Annotated in this window: 13 protein-coding genes; 6 read left to right on the top strand and 7 right to left on the bottom strand. The window is 71.6% G+C overall.

Annotation, left to right across the window (positions count from 1 at the left end; genetic code table 11):
• The 3 genes from arfB to VGZ32_RS07880 all read right to left on the bottom strand — a co-directional run.
• Positions 1-344 (bottom strand): alternative ribosome rescue aminoacyl-tRNA hydrolase ArfB (gene arfB / locus VGZ32_RS07890; protein ID WP_326885208.1); only part of this gene is annotated, 344 nt, incomplete at its 3' end.
• A gap of 125 nt (positions 345-469) precedes the next feature.
• Complete coding sequence (locus tag VGZ32_RS07885; RefSeq protein WP_326885207.1) at positions 470-883, bottom strand: hypothetical protein; 414 nt, start codon at positions 881-883, stop codon at positions 470-472.
• 182 nt (positions 884-1,065) lie between these two features.
• Positions 1,066-1,734: a TetR/AcrR family transcriptional regulator gene (locus tag VGZ32_RS07880; RefSeq protein WP_326885206.1), complete on the bottom strand. Its 669-nt coding sequence runs from the start codon at positions 1,732-1,734 to the stop codon at positions 1,066-1,068.
• A gap of 104 nt (positions 1,735-1,838) precedes the next feature.
• Between VGZ32_RS07880 and VGZ32_RS07875 the strand changes: the two genes are divergently transcribed.
• A complete protein-coding gene (locus tag VGZ32_RS07875; RefSeq protein ID WP_326885205.1) occupies positions 1,839-3,380 on the top strand; it encodes an MFS transporter in 1,542 nt (513 codons plus the stop codon).
• A gap of 19 nt (positions 3,381-3,399) precedes the next feature.
• On the opposite strand, the gene VGZ32_RS07870 is transcribed toward VGZ32_RS07875, so the two are convergent.
• From VGZ32_RS07870 to VGZ32_RS07855, 4 genes are read right to left on the bottom strand one after another with little or no spacing between them, the layout of a single operon-like run.
• Positions 3,400-4,998 carry a hypothetical protein gene (locus VGZ32_RS07870; RefSeq protein ID WP_326885204.1) on the bottom strand — a complete coding sequence of 533 codons (1,599 nt, stop codon included), beginning with the start codon at positions 4,996-4,998 and terminating at the stop codon, positions 3,400-3,402.
• Between the two features lie 16 nt (positions 4,999-5,014).
• On the bottom strand, positions 5,015-5,764 hold the full coding sequence (locus tag VGZ32_RS07865) for a VOC family protein (protein ID WP_326885203.1): 750 nt from the start codon (positions 5,762-5,764) through the stop codon (positions 5,015-5,017).
• A complete protein-coding gene (locus VGZ32_RS07860; protein WP_326885202.1) occupies positions 5,761-8,796 on the bottom strand; it encodes a hypothetical protein in 3,036 nt (1,011 codons plus the stop codon). The genes VGZ32_RS07865 and VGZ32_RS07860 overlap by 4 nt, the downstream gene beginning before the upstream one ends.
• A 1-nt stretch (position 8,797) precedes the next feature.
• Complete coding sequence (locus VGZ32_RS07855; RefSeq protein WP_326885201.1) at positions 8,798-11,518, bottom strand: hypothetical protein; 2,721 nt, start codon at positions 11,516-11,518, stop codon at positions 8,798-8,800.
• Positions 11,519-11,691: 173 nt separating this feature from the next.
• On the opposite strand from VGZ32_RS07855, the gene araB reads away from it, so the two are divergent.
• The 5 genes from araB (at position 11,692) to VGZ32_RS07830 (ending at position 16,872) form a co-directional block, all read left to right on the top strand.
• Positions 11,692-13,362, top strand: a complete 1,671-nt coding sequence (araB, locus tag VGZ32_RS07850) for a ribulokinase (protein WP_326885200.1) — start codon at positions 11,692-11,694, stop codon at positions 13,360-13,362.
• 4 nt (positions 13,363-13,366) lie between these two features.
• A complete protein-coding gene (locus VGZ32_RS07845) occupies positions 13,367-14,269 on the top strand; it encodes a TIGR01777 family oxidoreductase (RefSeq protein WP_326885199.1) in 903 nt (300 codons plus the stop codon).
• A gap of 130 nt (positions 14,270-14,399) precedes the next feature.
• Entirely contained in the window at positions 14,400-15,146 is a 747-nt protein-coding gene (locus tag VGZ32_RS07840) for an ABC transporter permease (protein ID WP_326885198.1), read from the top strand.
• Entirely contained in the window at positions 15,139-16,014 is an 876-nt protein-coding gene (locus VGZ32_RS07835) for an ABC transporter permease (protein WP_326885197.1), read from the top strand. The genes VGZ32_RS07840 and VGZ32_RS07835 overlap by 8 nt, the downstream gene beginning before the upstream one ends.
• 159 nt (positions 16,015-16,173) lie before the next feature.
• Entirely contained in the window at positions 16,174-16,872 is a 699-nt protein-coding gene (locus tag VGZ32_RS07830; RefSeq protein ID WP_326885196.1) for a hypothetical protein, read from the top strand.
• Positions 16,873-17,009 lie beyond the last annotated feature (137 nt).

Below are 17,009 nucleotides of genomic sequence, written 5' to 3'. Positions count from 1 at the left end.
CGAGCGCGCGGCGGCGGGGCGACGGCCTCGGCGAGCAGCGCGGCGAGCCGGTCCCGGGCGGCCTGCCGGTTGCGCAGCTGGGAGCGGAATTCGGAGGCCGCGACCGTGATCCGGCCGCCGGTGAGGCGACCGGCGAGGCGGCCGAGAGCACGGTTCTTGAGCTCCGGCGGCAGGGCTTCGGACGCGGCGAGGTCGAAGACGAGCTCGACTCGGCTGTCGGTGGTATTGACCCCCTGGCCGCCGGGTCCGGAGCTGCGGGAGAAGCGCCACGACAGCTCGTACGCGGGGATGACGACGCTCGGGGTGACGCGCAGGTCGTCGGAGGGCAGCGGTTCAGGCGGCATCGGATCAGTGTATGGACTGGTCTGTCGGGGCGTGAAAGCACGATCGCGTCAACCCGGCGGCGGGCTGACGCGATCGGCGTGCGTTGGATGCGTAAAGCGGCGTGGATGCGTGAAGCGGCGGTGGATTAGTGCGAGGGTGTGCCGAGAGCGCCGGATGCCGTGCCCGCACCCGGAATCGAGCCGATGGCGCCGGCGAGGTTGCTCGCACCGGGAACGGAGCCGGCGGTCGGGGCGGGAGCGGCTGGCGCGGCGGTGGCCGGGCAACCCAGCGCCTGCGCCGCGCCGAGCAACCTCGCCAGGTCGGCCGCGACAGTCATCGCGCCCGACGGGTCGGCATTGGCCGACGCCAGCTTCTTGGTCAGGTCGGCCAGCGTGGCCGAGACGTCGGTGGCCAGTGCCGTGCAGGTGGCGGGCGAGACCCCCTCACGTGGCGCACGGTGCGGGGTGGCGACGGCGGCCGAGGCGGCGGTCGCCGAGGCGAGGACGCCGGTTCCGGCGAGGGTGAGCGCGGCGATCCAGCGGACGGTCTTCCTGTGCACTATCGACCTCTTCCAGGCGAACCCCCCTCGAGTTCCGCAGTAAGAGGTGCCCGTGTTCCCCGCGCCGCGATCCGACAGCGGACGAGATTCATCCGCATGCCGCCGCACGTCATTCAAGCGGCCGAATCTGGCGCGGTGAGGTCCGCCTCCGTGAAGGCGACCTGGTCCGCGCCGCTCCGGCTCTAGCTGCGGCGGGTCGGCGGCCAGTTCTGCATCGCCTGCTCGATCTCGTCGTCGCACATCGCGGGAGCGGGCAGCGGTGTGGGCTTGTCGCGCCGTTCGCAGAGCCCGTCGAAGAACATCGTCAGGTATCTGCGCCAGACGTCCGGTCCCCCGTACTGGCCGTACTCCGCGGCCGAGGTGACCATGAGCAGCACCATCGGGAAGTCGTGCGGGTCGAAGTCGGAGCGCAGCGGCCCCTCGGTCTTCGCCCGCTCGACCAGCCCGTCGATCGTCGGCTTGAACATGTCCCGCATCCGGTCGGACTTGCTGCGGCCCTCCGCGCTGCTGAGCATCACCTCGCGCAGGCCCCGATCCTGGACCTGCATCTCGCAGAGCTGGACTATCAGCCCGCGCAACCCAGCCCACGCGTCGGCGGCCCGCCCCGCCTCCTCGACCAGGTCGAGCAACTGATGGAACGTCTCTTCGAACAGCGCGTCCACCAGCGCCGTCTTGTTCGGGAAGCGCCGGTAGACGGTTCCCACACCGAGGCCCGCGTGGTGGGCGATGTCGTCGAGCGTCGCGTCGAGACCGCGCTGCGCGAACACCTCGCGCGCCGCGGCCATGATCCGCTGCCGGTTGAGTTCGGCGTCGCGGCGCAGGGGGCGCGGCGTGGAAGTTCGCTGAGTCATGAGGTCAAACCTAACGCACAGGACAAGCGGAGATTAGTCCTCCAATTCGATGATACGCTCATCCGGTAACCGGAGAGAAGTCCTCCAGATATGGGATGAACGGGATGACCGAGACGACATTGAACCCGGGTAGCGGCCTGGCCCCGGGGCGCACCCCGGCGGCCGCGCCGCCCGCACCCGCACCGCATGACCAGCACGCGGCCCCGCACTATGCCCGCCGCTGGCTGATCCTCGCCGTCATCGGCATCGCCCAGCTGATGATCGTGCTGGACGTCTCCATCGTGAACATCGCGCTGCCCGACGCGCAGAAGGCGCTGGCCTTCACCAACGGCGACCGGCAGTGGATCGTCACCGCGTATTCGCTCGCTTTCGGCAGCCTGCTGCTCTTCTGCGGACGGCTGACCGACCTGATCGGCCAGCGCAGGACGTTCCTGATCGGCCTCACCCTCTTCGCCCTCGCCTCGATGATGGGCGGGTTCGCGCCCAACTTCGCCGTCCTGGTCACCGCCCGCGCGCTTCAGGGCATGGCAGGCGCACTGCTCGCCCCGGCCGCGCTCTCCCTGCTGACGACCACCTTCACCGACGCGAAGGAGCGGGCCACCGCGTTCGCCGTGTTCGGCGGGATCGCCGGCTCCGGCGCGGCGATCGGGCTGCTGGTCGGCGGCCTGCTGACCGAGTACTTCAACTGGCGCTGGACCCTGTTCGTGAACCTGATCTTCGTGGTGTTCGCGTTCATCGGCACGATCACCCTGATCCACTCGCGCGCGTCCGAGCACCGCCCCAAGCTGGACCTGCCCGGGACGGTCGTCGTCTCGGCCGGCCTGTTCGGCTTGGTCTACGGGTTCTCCAACGCCGAGTCGCACGGCTGGCACGCCCCGGCCACCTGGGGTTACCTCGTCGCGGGCGGCGTGCTCGTGGCGGCGTTCGCCTGGTGGCAGACCCGCGCCCCGCACCCGCTGCTCCCGCTGCGCGTCCTGCTCGACCGCGACCGCGGCGGCTCCTTCCTGGCCGTCTTCATCACCGGCGCGGGCATGTTCGGGGTCTTCCTCTTCCTGACCTACTACCTGCAGGCCACGCTCGGGTACTCGCCGGTCCGGACGGGCCTGGCGTTCCTGCCGATGGTCGGCGTGCTGATGGTCGCCGCCACGATCGCGACCACCCAGCTGCTGCCGCGCGTGGGCGCCCGCTGGCTGGCCGGACCCGGCATGCTGGTCGCCGCTGGCGGTATGGCGTGGCTGACCGGGATCAGTCCGCACAGCGCGTACGCGGCCAACATTCTCGGCCCGCTGCTGGCAGTCGGCGTCGGCATCGGCCTGGTGATGGCCCCCGCGATGAACACCGCCACCTCCGGCGTGGACGCGAGCGACGCGGGTGTGGCCTCCGCGACCGTCAACACGATGCAGCAGATCGGCGGCTCGATCGGCACGGCGCTGCTCAACACCCTCGCCGCCTCTGCAGCGACCAGCTACCTGGTTGGCCGCCGTCCGACCGCGAACGTGCTCGTGCAGGCCCAGATCCACAGCTACGCCACCGCGTTCTGGTGGTCCGCGGGCATCTTCGCGGTCGGCGCGCTGATCTGCGGGACGCTTCTGCGTCCGGGCGTGAAGCAGGTGGACCCCAACACCGCGCCCGCAGTGCACATGTAAAGGGCGCGAAGGGCCGGTTTTAGTAGTCGGGGTGCGGGGGCACGTTCAGCGTTTTGAACAGGTTGACGTGGTAGACGAGGATCATTCGGTTCACGACCGGGTACTGCGCGGCGGGGACGCCGTAGATCTTCTCCACGTCCGCGACGGTGATGCCGGGCGATCCGTTGTCGGCGATGACGAAGTTCGCGTCGTAACGGGCCGGGTCGTACCAGGATCCGTTCGTCACCCACGGATAGATGGCGTACTGGCCGCCGATGTTGATCACGGCTCGCACGCCGACGGCATTGCCCGAGTCGGCAGTCGTGGAAGTCGCGTCCCAGTAGCCTGAGATGCCGTAGCGGAAGCCGTGCGCCTTCAGCCAGGCGGCCAGGTGCTCGGAACGGGTCACGTCCGCCGGTTTGAAGACGCCGGACAGCAGCAGGGCCACCGCTGTCGCAATACTCGTCCATGCCAGCGCGCGATGCCCGCCGCGCGATGGCATGGGCAGGTTCCTGGCGGCGAGGACCGCGATCAGCGGCAGCACGCCCACGAACTCATAGGCCCCGTGCGAGCCGGGGCGGACCATGGTGGAGAACGCATAGGTGGCCGGGTAGATCAGGACCGAGACGGCGAGCAACTGGTCCGCGGCGTCCCCGCGGCGCCACCTCCAGGCGGTCCGGCACAGGCCGTACGCCCCGGCCAGCAGCGCGGCGCCGCCGAGGATCTGGCCGGCCAGCCAGCCCGGGGTGACGTGGATCGGGTCGGAGACGTCGATGTTGAACAGGCGGATCAGCGATTCACCGGTGGCGCCGAGGTGGTTGAGCCATTGGCCGGCCGGCGCGATCTGCGTGGCGGGGTGAATCATCGAAAAGGCGCCCAGGGACCGCATCACCGCCCGGACGCCGATGGCGCAGGGCACTGATGCCGCGGCCGCCACGCCCGCCCACGTCTCCGGAATCACCAGGCGCCGTGCCGCGAGCATCCGCACGAGCGTGACCGCGACGAGCGTGGTCACCGCGACGTAGCGCACTGTCGCGTCGCCGATCTGTCCGACGACCAGAAGCGCGAGCAGACCGAACGCGGCGCGCCGTCCCGGGACCCTGCTGTAGATGAGGAACGCCAGGAGCAGGAACACGCTGGTGCCGATGTGATTAGGCGTCTCCAGGAGCAGCCCGGCCAGGTCGCCCGCGCACAGCGGCACCGCCAGCAGCGCCGCGGCCAGGCCCGCCCGCGCGTACGCAGCCGCCCCGCGTGCGCCTGACGCGGCGAGCCAGGCGGCTGCGACGATGACCATCGTGTAGGTGATCGCGCTGACCACGTGCAGTGTCGTCGCATTGAGCCCCATCACCATCTGGACCAGGGCGTTGAGGGGCGTCTCGAGCGTATAGAAGGGCGCGTCGGAGGCGTACCAGCCGTGCAGCAGCGGATTACCGTGCCAGAGGTCCCAGCCCTGGAGGGCGATGCCCGCGGTGTCCGAGTTGACCGACGAGGTGAAGGACTGGGCCAGGCACAGCACGAAGCACGCGATCACGGCCGCGCTGACCGCCGCGGCCGTCACGAGCGCCCGCGGCCGAGGCAGGCGGCGCGGCGGATCGTCGACTTCCGGCGGCCGCTGTGAAGACAGGACGTCGGCTTCCACAGTTATCACCCTGCTACTAGGACGACACAGGCCGCGACCCGGTTCTCGGGTCGCGTGCGGTCAGGCAGTAGACACCATCGGCCGGGTCGGTCATCACTATCCAGTGCGCGCCGCGGCCTACCGTGTGGGCACCGTGTGCCTCGTGGACTTCCCTCACCTTGTCCGCGTCGGAGCATGCCAGATCGAGGTGGGCGCCGGCGCGGCGGTCCTCGCCGAGGCGCTGGAGCAGGATGCGGATCGGCAGGGAGGCGGCGGGCTTGAGCACCTCGAACTCGGGCAGCGAGCCGCGCAGCCGCTCCCACCCGGTGACCGCGTGCCAGAAGTCCGCCTCGACGTCGTACTCCGAGGGACCGATGTCCAGGCACACCTGGTCGACGCGGCTGGTCGCACCGCCGGGATGGGTGACCACGTCCGGGCGCGCCTGCTCGCCGACCCAGGTGACCAGGCAGAACGGCAATCCCGCGGGCGAGCTGAGCACGGCGAAGCCCTCGATCTGGACGAGGACCCGGGCGCCGAGCGCGGCGATCCTTTCAACCTGGGGTTCGACGTGTTCGTACGCGAGATCCAGGTGTGCGCCGCTGCCCTCAACGACACCTTGCAGTTTCAGGCATGCGTCGTGCGGGGCGGCGGGGATGAACGTCGCGAACTCGTCATCCTCACCTCGGCGAGACGACAGGTGTGTCTGCGTGACCGCCGTCCAGAAGGCTGCGGCCCGGTCGAAGCCGGGCCGCGGCCGGTCGATGAAGGCGTAGGTCCAGCGGATCACCCGGACTGCTCCTCGGCATAGCGGGCGTTGCTCTCGGCGACCTGCGCGAACTGCGGGAAGCCCCACCGCTCGCAGTCGGCCGCGAAGGAGGCCTGCAGCTGCGCGGCGGTCACCGGTTCCCCGGCGATCACGAGCATGACGAGGGTGAGCGGTTTGAGCGCCCGCTCCATCGCGGTGACGTATTCCTCCCGGTCGTCTGCCGGGTCGGGGGTGTCGAGCAGGGCGCGCAGCTCGCCGAGCGCGTTCTCGGCGGCGGACCGCGCGGGCGGCAGCAGCGCGTCGGCGCGCTCGTCCGGGATCGCCTTGGCCTCGATCTGGGCCACCAGGAAGTTCAGCTTCAGCGACGCGGCCTCGGCCATCAGGTATCTGACGCGGCGGGCGAGTTCGGGCTCTGCGATCTCGGCCGCCGCGGCCGCCGCGCGGTCGAGGTAGTCGAACGCCGCCTCGATGTTCGTCGGCGCGATGACCCGCGCGGCGTGCTTGAGCGCGACGTACCGCGGATCGGCGTTACCGGCTTCCCGGCTGGCGTCGGCCGCCGCGATGAAGCTTCGCACAGCGGCGTTGGGCTCGTCGCATGCCTCGTAGCAGAAGGCGAGTTCGTACCACATGAACGAGCGCGCGGTCGGGTACCCCTCGGGCACGATGTCCAGGGTGGGCTTCAGCAACTCGACGGCGTCGCGTGGCCGGTCGAGCGCGCGCAGGCACTCCGCGTGGTGCCGGGCGCCGGTGTAGATCGCCAGGCGGCAGTCCTCGCCGGTCCAGCGTTCGCGGATCTCGTCGAGGGCGGGGCCGAAAAGGTTCTCCGCGGTGGCGTGCCGCTCAGCGCGGTAGTGCGCCTCGGCGATCAGCAGCCGAGCCCGTGCGCAGCCCACCGGATCGACGCCGGCGAGCAGCAGCGCCGCCTCGGTCGCGGCGGCGAGCGCTTCTTCCTCGCGCTGCGGGGTTCGGGCGTCGGCGTATTGTTCCCGGGCCGCGATGGCCTCGGCGAGCAGCAGCGCCGTCGCGCCCTCGACGTCTGCGATACCGTCGCTTCGTGCTCGCGAGGCGCGGGCGGCGTCTTCGGCTTGCGCGAGCAGTGCGGAGTCCTCGTGCGCGCGGCCCGCCGCGAGCAGCGCCCGGCCGCGCGCCAGCTCCGCCTCGGCCGCCAGCCAGGGCAGGTGCAGGCTGTCGAAGAGGCCGACGACGTCGCCGAGCCGCTCGGCCACCTTCTGCTCGTAGGCGGCTTCCTCGTCCGCGTCGCCGTCCCGGCCGAACATGCGGCGTAGCGCGGCGGTCACCTCGGTCCAGGCGCGCACTCCGCGTCCGTATTCGGGCAGCGCCTCGTGCTCGGTGGCCAGTTCGCCGAACTCCGCGTCGTCGCGCGCGCCCTCCTCCGCGACCCGCTTGCCGTGTTCGGGATCCACGTCGGGTTCCGCGTCGATGGCCCGGCGCCACCGCTCGAGTTTCAGCAGCAGGCCGGGCAGGTGGACCCGGACGCGCTGGGCGCCGGTGATCCGGCCGGAGGCGAACGCCGCGGCGGCCTGGTCGCGCGCCTTGGCGTGCTGGGCCAGGGCGGCTTCCTCGTCCCCGTCCGCGCGGGTGGCCAGAGTGATCGTCTCGGACCACATCCGCAGCGCGTGGTCGAGGCGGCCGAGGTCGACGTACTTGGCCATCGCGTCGGAGATCCACCGCGCGGCGGCTGCCCAATCCCGGCGCGCCGCGGCCACCCAGATCCGGTGCTCGGCGAGCTCGGCTTCGAGGAGCGTCGGTGTGGCGTCGGGGGAGTCTGCCGCCGGCGGCGGGGCGACGGCCGCGACGCGTTCCCAGGCGGCGAAGGCGTGCGGATGTGACAGATAACTGAGGTATCGGGCGCGGGCGGCCAGTGCGTCCGCGTTGCCTTCGTCGGCCCACGGCGCGGCGATCGGCGGCAGGTCCGCCTCGGCTTCGGCGGCGGAGCGCGGCGGCAGCACGTCGTGCCGGATCTTCGCCCCCCGCCAGGTTTCCAGGGTCTCGGTGTGCTCGGTGCCGAACCCCTCGCGGTCCTTGCGGGCGGCGTACTCGGCGAGCACCGCGTCGAGTTCTGCGTGCAGCGCCGCGGCCGTCAGTACCTCGCCGCCGGGGCGGGTCACCGGCAGGTCGGCCATTCCGGCGTTCATCAGCAGTTTGAGGAAGAGCAGGAATCTGCCGCACACCCACCACAGCCCGCCGACCGCGTCCGCGTCGGCCGGGAGCCAGTCGACGTGGTCGTGCAGGATCTCCAGGCCGCGCAGCACACTGCGGGTGCGGTTGACGTAGAGCGCGTGCAGTTCGAGCTGCCGGGGCAGGTCGCGGTTGCGCCGGATCAGCGGATACCCGGCCTCGTGGTGGCGGCGCGCCTCGTCGAACCGCTCGAGGTTCAGCAGGTCGATCATCACCTCGCCGTGCGCGACCGCGACGTGGTGGCGGCTGTCGCAGGCCCGCGCGCCGGACAGGATCGCGCGCCACAGCTCCACCGCGCGCGGCAGGTCCTCCTGCTTCTCGTACCAGTACGCCGCGGTGGCCAGGTCGCAGGCGTCGCAGGAGGCTCCCGAGTCGCCGTCCTCGGCGAGCATCGCCTCGACCTGCTTGGTGGCGTCGTCGGCCAGGCCGCGCCGCCGGGAGATCCAGTAGCGGCTGCGGTAGACGGCGCGCATGCTGTAGCCGCCGGCCCGGTAGAACGCCTCCATCTCGTCCGTCAGCCGGTCAACGTCGGATTTCGGCACCCGCGCATCTTCGTCCAAGACGTCGACCACGTGCTGGAAGTGCTCGCGGAAACGGAAGCGCAGGAAGACGTCGAACGCCTCGGGGCGGGTCTGCCAGATCCGCCAGGCGCGCCCGAAGTTGACGACCATGCCCTGGTCGTCGCCAGTCTCCTGGCAGTCGTCGGCCAGGCTCAGCAGGGCGGAGGCGTGGGCCGCCGGGTCGCCGCACTGCTCGGCGTAGACGACGAGGTCTTCGCGGCGCGTGGTGCGCTCGTTGCCGTAGGGCAGTTCGTCCAGCGCGTCGAGGGCGGCTCGGATCTGGGCCGCGTCCATGTCAGTCACCTCCCGGGCGGTCGAGACGCGCCGCGTACGCGGTCAGTTCCGCCGCCGCGTCGGCGCCCCCGTACGCCGCGCATGTGTCGGCGATCTCGCGGAGCCGGAAGGCCGCCCGGCGGTCGCGTCCGAACCGCCCGGCCTCGATCTGCGCGGAGATGACGGCGGCCTGCACGAGGCGGGGAAGTATGGCCTCGACACCTACGTCCGGATCGGCGTCCGCGGGCTGCTGCGCGAGCATCCGTCTCAGGCCGCTTATCGACGCGGTGACCTCCTGGAACGCTTCGCCGAGCAGGGCGTCGCGACGGTCTTCGGGCAGCGCGTTCTCGGCGTCGAGGTCGAAGACGATGCGGCCGCGTTGCACGTGCGTCTCGGCGAGTTCGAACCGGGCGACGGCGCTGCGCTCCGCGTTGGTCTCGGCGGCGAAGGCCCGGACCAGTTCCCCGCCCGCGGTGTCCATCAGCCGCAGCGCCGCGGCGAGGTCGTCCTCGGCGCACAGCCAGGCGGCCGAACGCAGGCATTTGATCCGCACGATCGGTTCGCCGATCCGGCCCCAGATCTGCGCGGCGCGTTCGAAGGCGAGCGCGGCGTCCGCCGACTGCCCGGACCGCTCGAGCGCGGTGGCCGCGTCGGAGGCGATCATCGCGTGCGGGGCCTGATTCGGCCAGTCCTTGACCCGGTCGGCGGTGGCCAGCAGCAATTCAGCGGCGCGGCGCGGCTCGCCGACCGCGAGCAGGCTGGCCCCGTAGGCGCGGGCGGCCTGGACGATGACCGGCTTCCACTGCTCCTCGGCCCAGTGGCCGTCGAGCACCGCGAGCGCCGGCTGGAACAGGTCGACCGCCTCCTGGTGGCGGCCGACGACGGCGAACGCCTCCGCGGCACGCAGCCTGGCCCGCGCCTCGTCCTGCGCGCCGCCCTCGACCGCGCCGAACGCCGCGGCGGCGGCGAGCGCCGGGGCCACCGCCTCGCCCTCGCGGCCGTCCTGGAACCAGATCGCGTCGGCGAGCATCATCGCCGCCGGGCCGCGCAGGTAGGGGTCGAGGTTGTGCTCGACCGCCGACCGGGCCAGGCGCTCCGCGGCGGCGAGGTCGCCCCGGTTGCGTGCGAGTTGACTGAGGTTCAGCTCGCAGGACGCGGCCGACCACGGTGAGCCGCCCGCGGCGTACCAGTCCACTGCGAGCCGCAGCAGGTTCTCCGCCTCGTCCGGGGCGTCGGCGGCCAGATGCACGTCGGACGCCATGCCCGCGGCGACCGCGCCGTGCAGCCAGGTGCCCATACGGCGGCATTCCCCGACCAGGTCGCCGAGTTCGGCCAGCGCGTCGTGAGCGGCCGCGGTGGCCCGGCTCTCGTCGCGCTGCTGCTCGAATGCGAGCGCGGTCCAGGCGTAGTACCGCAGGTAGCCGCTGCCGAGGCGGACGGCCATGTATTCGCGGGCGCTGACTCGGCCGTCGGCCAGCGCCTCGGCGGCGGCGGTGCGCAGCGTTGCCTGTTCGGCGAGGGCGCCGGTGAGGTCGGCGCCGCCGCGCTCGCGGAAGCGTACTGTCCCGGCGCGGCTGCGCACGCGGAGCGCGGAGCCGCGCGCGCCCAGTGCCTCGTAGCGGTCCGCGATCTCCTCCATCCGCTGCGCGCGGGGGACGTTCGCGGGTTCGTCGGTGTCGGGTTCGGCGACGAGTTGTTCGTCGAGTTCGGCGCGCACGTCGTCGGGCAGCGGTCGCGTACCCGGCGCGGCCGCGGCGGCCGCCACCCGGTGCCAGGCGGCGTTCGCGTCCGGGTGCCAGTGCAGGGTCAGCTGCCGGGCCTGGGCGATCAATTCGTCCATTGACACCGGTTTGGGCGTCGGATGCGGCGCGGAGATACGCGTGGCGCCGCGCTGCGAGGGGGGAAGGTCAGCGCGGGCCGCCAAAGGCAGGGAGCTGAGAAACGGTTGCCTGCTGCGTCTGCGCAGGAGCCGGGTGCTGTAGGCGTCGTTGCCGTTGCGCGCGTCGAACCGGGCGGCGAGGTCGGTCAGCTGCGCGCCGATCCGTTCCTGTAGCGCGCCGACGGAGGTCAAATCCCCACCCGGCAGGGCGAATGGCACGTCGTCGTGCCCGACGTCGCCGAGGACGCGCAGCAGGACTTCCGCTCCGGCGAGGAAATCCGCGTCGGGCTGGTCGCGGCGTTCGGGTGCGAGCCAGTCGGCGTGCTCGGCGAGCAGTTCGAGGCCGCGCGCGCTGTTGCCGGTCAGCGCGCAGAATTCCAGGTGCGCGCCGATGTTCGCGGCCATCGGCTCCTTGCGGCGGGAGGCCCGGTAGCCGCGCAGATGGTTGGTGCGCGCCCGGTCGGGCATCCCGAGCCGGATCAGCGGGATGAGCGAGCCGGACAGGGTGCCGTGCGGCTCGGTGCCGCAGAGCAGCGTGCCGTCCAGGATCGGGCGCCACGCCTCGTACGCCCGGCCGTCGTCCCCCGCCTCGGCGTGCCAGGACCCGATGATCCTCTGCTCGCAGGCCGCGCAGTCGGCGGTCCGGTCGCGGGGCGCGGCCAGCCAGAGCTCGAGTTCCCGGCGCGCGGTCGCGACGTCGCCGAGGTGCCGCGCGACCTGGTGCCTGGCCTGATGCGCGCGGCGCGGACTGGTTCCCCGTACCCGCTGTTCGGCCTCCAGCTCGCCGATCCTGCGGCGGATCTCCGCCAGCGGTGTCGCAGGGTCGGCGAGGAGCAGTCCCGGCAACGCTCCACCCGTCGTCACGCGGGCAACTTACCGCACCAGCGGTGCCCGACGGTGACCGGCGCGGTACGTTCCGGAGAGATTGCAATCCCTTGACCGCCCCCTTGACCACCGGAAACGTTCGCGCCGACAACCGTGCGCAGCGGACTAGAGTTCTCCTGCGTTGCGATCGAGGCCCCCGAAAAGGTGACGCCGTGAGAGAGCCGTCCCCCACTGACGCCGTCGTCGTCGGGATCGACTTCGGCACGCTGTCCGGCCGGGCGCTCGTCGTGCGCGTGTCCGACGGCGCGGAGCTCGGTACCGCGGTGCACGGATATCCGCATGCTGTGATCGAGCGCGCGCTGCCCGCCACCGCCGCGCCGCTTCCACCCGACTGGGCGTTGCAGGATCCTGAGGACTACCGCGAGGTGCTGCGCCGCGCCGTCCCGGCCGCGCTTGCCGACGCGGGCGTGGACGCGGCCGAGGTGATCGGCGTCGGAATCGACTTCACCGCGTGCACCGTGCTGCCGACCCTCGCCGACGGCACGCCCCTGTGTGAGCTGGCCGAATACCGTGACCGCCCGCATGCCTACGTCAAGTTGTGGAAGCACCACGCGGCCCAGCCCCAAGCCGATCGCATCAATGCACTGGCTCACAAGCGGGCCGAGCCCTGGATCGCGCGCTACGGCGGCCGCGTCTCCTCCGAATGGGAGTATGCCAAGGGCCTGCAACTGCTGGAGGAGGACCCGGAGATCTACCGGCGCGCCGAGCGGTGGATCGAGGCGGCCGACTGGATCACCTGGCAGCTGACCGGTGTCGAGACGCGCAATGCCTGCACCGCCGGATACAAGGGAATCCTGCAGGACGGCGTGCGACCCTCGGCCGCGTTCCTGGCCGCGCTGAACCCCGGCTTCGCCGACTTCACCGCGAAACTCGACCACCCGGTCTCGCCGTTGGGCGCCCGGGCCGGTGCGCTGACCACCGAGGCGGCCGCGTGGACCGGGCTGCCGGTCGGCGTCGCGGTGGCCGTCGGCAACGTGGACGCGCATGTGACCGCGCCCGCCGCGCAGGCCATCGCGCCCGGCCAGATGGTCGCCATCATGGGCACCTCCACCTGCCATGTGATGAACGCCGAGCGGCTAACCGAGGTCCCGGGCATGTGCGGGATCGTGGACGGCGGCATCGTGGCCGGCCGGTGGGGCTACGAGGCCGGGCAGAGCGGCGTCGGCGACATCTTCGCCTGGTACGCCGAGCAGGCCGCCCCCGCGCACGTCAGGGACGAGGCGACCACGCGCGGCATGTCCGTGCACGAACTGCTCACCGAGCAGGCGGCGGCGCAGCCGGTCGGCGCGCACGGCCTCATCGCGCTGGACTGGCACAGCGGCAACCGCTCGGTCCTGGTGGACCACCACCTGTCCGGCGTCGTCGCGGGCCTGACGCTGGCCACCCGGCCGCACGAGATCTATCGGGCGCTGATGGAGGCCACGGCGTTCGGCACCCGCGTCATCGTCGAGTCCTTCGAGAAGAGCGGCGTCCCGGTGCGCGAGTTCGTCGCCGCCGGGGGCCTGGTCAAGAACAGCTTCCTGATGCAGCTCTACGCCGACGTGCTGCGCCGACCGCTGAGCCTGATCGGATCGGCCCAGGGCGCGGCACTGGGCTCGGCCATCCACGCCGCGGTGGCGGCCGGGGCGTATCCGGACGTCCCGGCCGCAGCTCTGGCGATGGGCAAGCTCGACCGCGACGCATACCTCCCCGATGCCGGCCGCGCCGCCGCCTACGACGCGCTCTACGCCGAGTACCTTCGCCTGCACGACTACTTCGGCCGCGGCGCGAACGAGGTCCTGCACCGCCTGCGCGAGATCCGGCTGGCCGCGGTCGTACAGTGATCGCATGCGTGTCGTCATCAGCGGTTCCAGCGGTCTCATCGGACGGGCGCTGAGCGCATCGCTGCTCGCCGACGGTCATCACGTCACCCGCCTGGTGCGCCGGGCCGCGCGGCAGACGGCCCCGGACGGCAGTTCGGAGGTGCGCTGGGACCCTCGCACCGGCGACCTCGACCCGAAGGTGCTGAACGGCGCCGCCGCGGTGGTCGGTCTCGCCGGCGCCGGGGTGGGCGACCACCGGTGGACCGAGGCGTACAAGCAGGAGATCCGGGAGAGCCGGGTGCGCGGAACGACGACGCTTGCCACGACGATGATCCGGTGCGACCGTCCGCCGCCGGTGTTCGTGTCCGCATCCGCGATCGGCTACTACGGCGAGACCGGAGACACCGCCGTCGACGAGCGCGGCGCCCCCGGCCACGACTTTCTCGCCGACGTCTGCCTGGCGTGGGAGGGGGCGGCGCGTCCCGCCGCGCACGCCGGCGTCCGGGTGACGCATCCTCGGTTCGGCCTGGTCGTGTCGGCGAAGGGCGGCGCGTTCGGCCGGCTGCTCCCGCTGGCCCGCGCGGGCCTCGGCGGACGGATGGGCAGCGGGAATCAGTACTGGAGCTGCGTCTCCCTGACCGACACGGTCGCGGCGCTGCGCCACGTCATCGACACCGGTTCGCTCGTCGGGCCGGTGAACGTGACCGGTCCGGAGCCGGTCACGAACCGGCAGGTGACCGAGATCCTCGCCAGGGCGCTGCACCGCCCCGCCTTCGCCGCCGTGCCCGCCCGGGCGCTCAGGCTGGCGATCGGCGAGTTCGCCGAGGGCATTCTGATGAGCCAGCGCGTGCTGCCCGCCCGGCTGCTCGAATCAGGCTTCTCCTTCGCTCATCCGACGGCGGAGGCCGCGATCACGTCAGTGCTCTGACGCTCCGCGCCAAAACCGGTTGCTCCCGGCCGCCTCGCCCGGAAGAATCCTCCAACCCCCTTCTTCCGGTCTCGGGAGCCGCTGCGTGCTCGTGTACCTGACCGCTGCCCGATTATCCTTCCGCCGGTATGTGACCTACCGCTCCGCGACCGTCGCGGGCGTCATCACCAACTCCGCCTTCGGTTTCATCCGCGCATACATCCTGCTCGCCATGTGGCGGGAGAAGCCGCACATCGGCGGCTATGACGCGGCCGACGCCGTGACCTACGTCTTCCTCACCCAGGGCCTGATCACGCCGATCGGCGTCTTCCTCGGCGCCACCGAACTCGGGCCGCGCATCCGCACCGGCGAGGTCGCGATCGACCTCTACCGGCCGTGCGACTTCCAGGGCTGGTGGCTGGCGACCGACGTCGGGCGCGCGCTCTCCGCGCTGCTGCTGCGCACGGTGCCGCCGGTCGTCATCGGCACCCTCGCCTTCCCGACCGACCTGCCCGCCGACCCGCGCCGGTGGATCGAATTCGCCTTCTGCTGTGTTCTGGCGCTGTTGATCAGCTTCGCGATCCGCTACCTGGTGAGCCTCAGCGCGTTCTGGACGCTGGACGAGCGCGGCGGCGCCTCGCTGCTCCTCGTGGTCTCCATGTTCTTCTCCGGGATGATCATGCCGCTGGTGGCGATGCCGGGGTGGCTCGGCACGACGGCGCGCGCACTGCCCTGGTCCGGCACCCTCCAAGTGCCCATCGACGTGCTGCTCGGCACAAATGCGTCGGGTTTCGCGGGCGCGCTCGAGTTCCAGGCCCTGTGGGCGCTCGGGCTTCTGGCGGTGGGCCGCGCCGTGACAGACGCCGCCCGCCGAAAGACGGTGGTGCAAGGTGGCTGACACACTCCCCGACCCGCACCCGGCTGTCGAGGCCGTCGCCGCGCCGACCGGCGCGTCTACGCCCCCTGTCTCCTCCGCCCTCGCCTACCTCCTGCTGACCCATATGTGGACGCGCGCCGCATGGCAGTACCGTGGGTCGCTGATCATCTTGACCACCGCCCAGGCCCTGTCCACCTGTCTCGACCTCGTGGCGATGCTGGTGATCTACAGCCAGGTCAGCACGCTCGGCGGCTTCACCCTCCCCGAGACGCTGTACCTGTACGGCACAACGCGGGTCGCCTTCGCCATCTCCGACGTCGTCGCGAGCGGCGCCGAGATGCTGAGCGAGGCGATCCGCACCGGCACCTTCGACGTGATGCTGATCCGCCCGGTCGGCACGCTCCCCCAGGTGCTGGCCGAACAGTTCACCCCCAAGCGCTTCGGCAAGCTCGTCCCGTCGACCGCCGCCCTCGTGTGGGCGTGCCTGCACATCCCCATCGCGTGGACTCCCGCCAAGGTGGCGGTCTGCCTCAGCACGATCGTCTGCGGCGCGGTCATCTACTGCGCGCTCTGGGTGCTGACCAACTCGATCTCGTTCTTCGCCACCGACATGCGCGAGCCGGCGAACATCTTCACCTACGGCGGCGAGCTCATCACCGAATACCCGTTCGCGATCTTCGACCGGCCGCTCGCGCTGACCCTGACGTTCGCCATCCCGCTCGCATTCGTGACCTGGCAGCCCTCGCTCTACGTGCTCGGCAAGGCAGATCCGTTCGGGCTGCCCGGCTTCCTGCGCTTCTCCGCTCCCGTCGTGGCCCTCCTCATGTCCCTGCTCGCAGCGGCCGCGTGGCGCACCGCCGTCCGCCACTACCGCTCGACTGGAAGCTGATTCCACGCCGACCGCCCCGCCACCTTCGCCCTTCCCTCTCTCGCGTGGCTTATTTCTCCCCCTCCGCTCCTTCGGTCGCTGAACCCGCCACAATGGTGTGCCCGTGGGCACACTGTGCACAGCATTGGGCACGGCATCGGGCGTATGAAGGGAACGGGCGTGGGGTCCAAGTCACACAATCGGGGAAGACGCGCGCTATGGGCGGCGGCGCCGCTGCTCGCGCTGGCCGCCGGCTGCTCGTCCGGCCCGGCCGCCGTCGACACCGGCGCCGCACCCGCGACGAGCGCCCCGGCGAGCCCGTCGCCGTCCCCTTCTCCATCCAGCGCGTCGCCCAGCCCGTCCCCCTCGCCGTCGATCGATCCGGGCACGCTGCCGCAGACCCACGTCCTGCCGAGCCCGAGCGACCCGACGTTCCAGGCCGGCGTTCAGGACCTGTGGCAGGCGATCGTCACGGACAACCCCGCCACCGCGCTGCCGTTCTTCTTCCCCGAGACCGCCTACCTGCAGGTCAAGGCGATCTCGAACCCGGCTGCCGACTACCAGAGCCGGCTGATCGACTGGTACCGCCTCGACATCGAGGCCGCGCACGCGCTGCTGGGCTCGCAGGCCTCGTCCGCCCAGCTCGTCGGCGTGACCGTGCCGACGTCCCAGGCGGTCTGGATCGTGCCCGGCGTCGAGTACAACAAGGGCTCTTACTACCGCGTCTACGGAACCCGCCTCACCTACCGGCTCGGCGGCAAGACCAAGTCGTTCGGCGTCTTCTCGCTGATCTCCTGGCGCGGCGAGTGGTACGTCGTGCACCTCGGACCCAGCACCCGCTCGTCGAACCGCGGCATCGTCTACGCGCCCGAGGGCTGACTCAATCGGCCAGCGAGCCGCCGGAGTACAGCTCCTTGACTGCGGTCTCCAGATCGCGATCGGCGCGCAACCCGTCGAGGCTGCCGTCGTAGGTGACCCGCCCGTGGTCGATCGCGACCACCCGGTTGCACAGCCGC

Origin of the sequence: Actinocrinis sp. (assembly GCF_035938995.1) — a bacterium.
Lineage (GTDB): Bacteria > Actinomycetota > Actinomycetes > Streptomycetales > Catenulisporaceae > DASZGI01.
The sequence above is the reverse complement of the archived record's forward strand: the minus strand, read 5'-3'. Positions and strand labels throughout refer to the sequence as shown.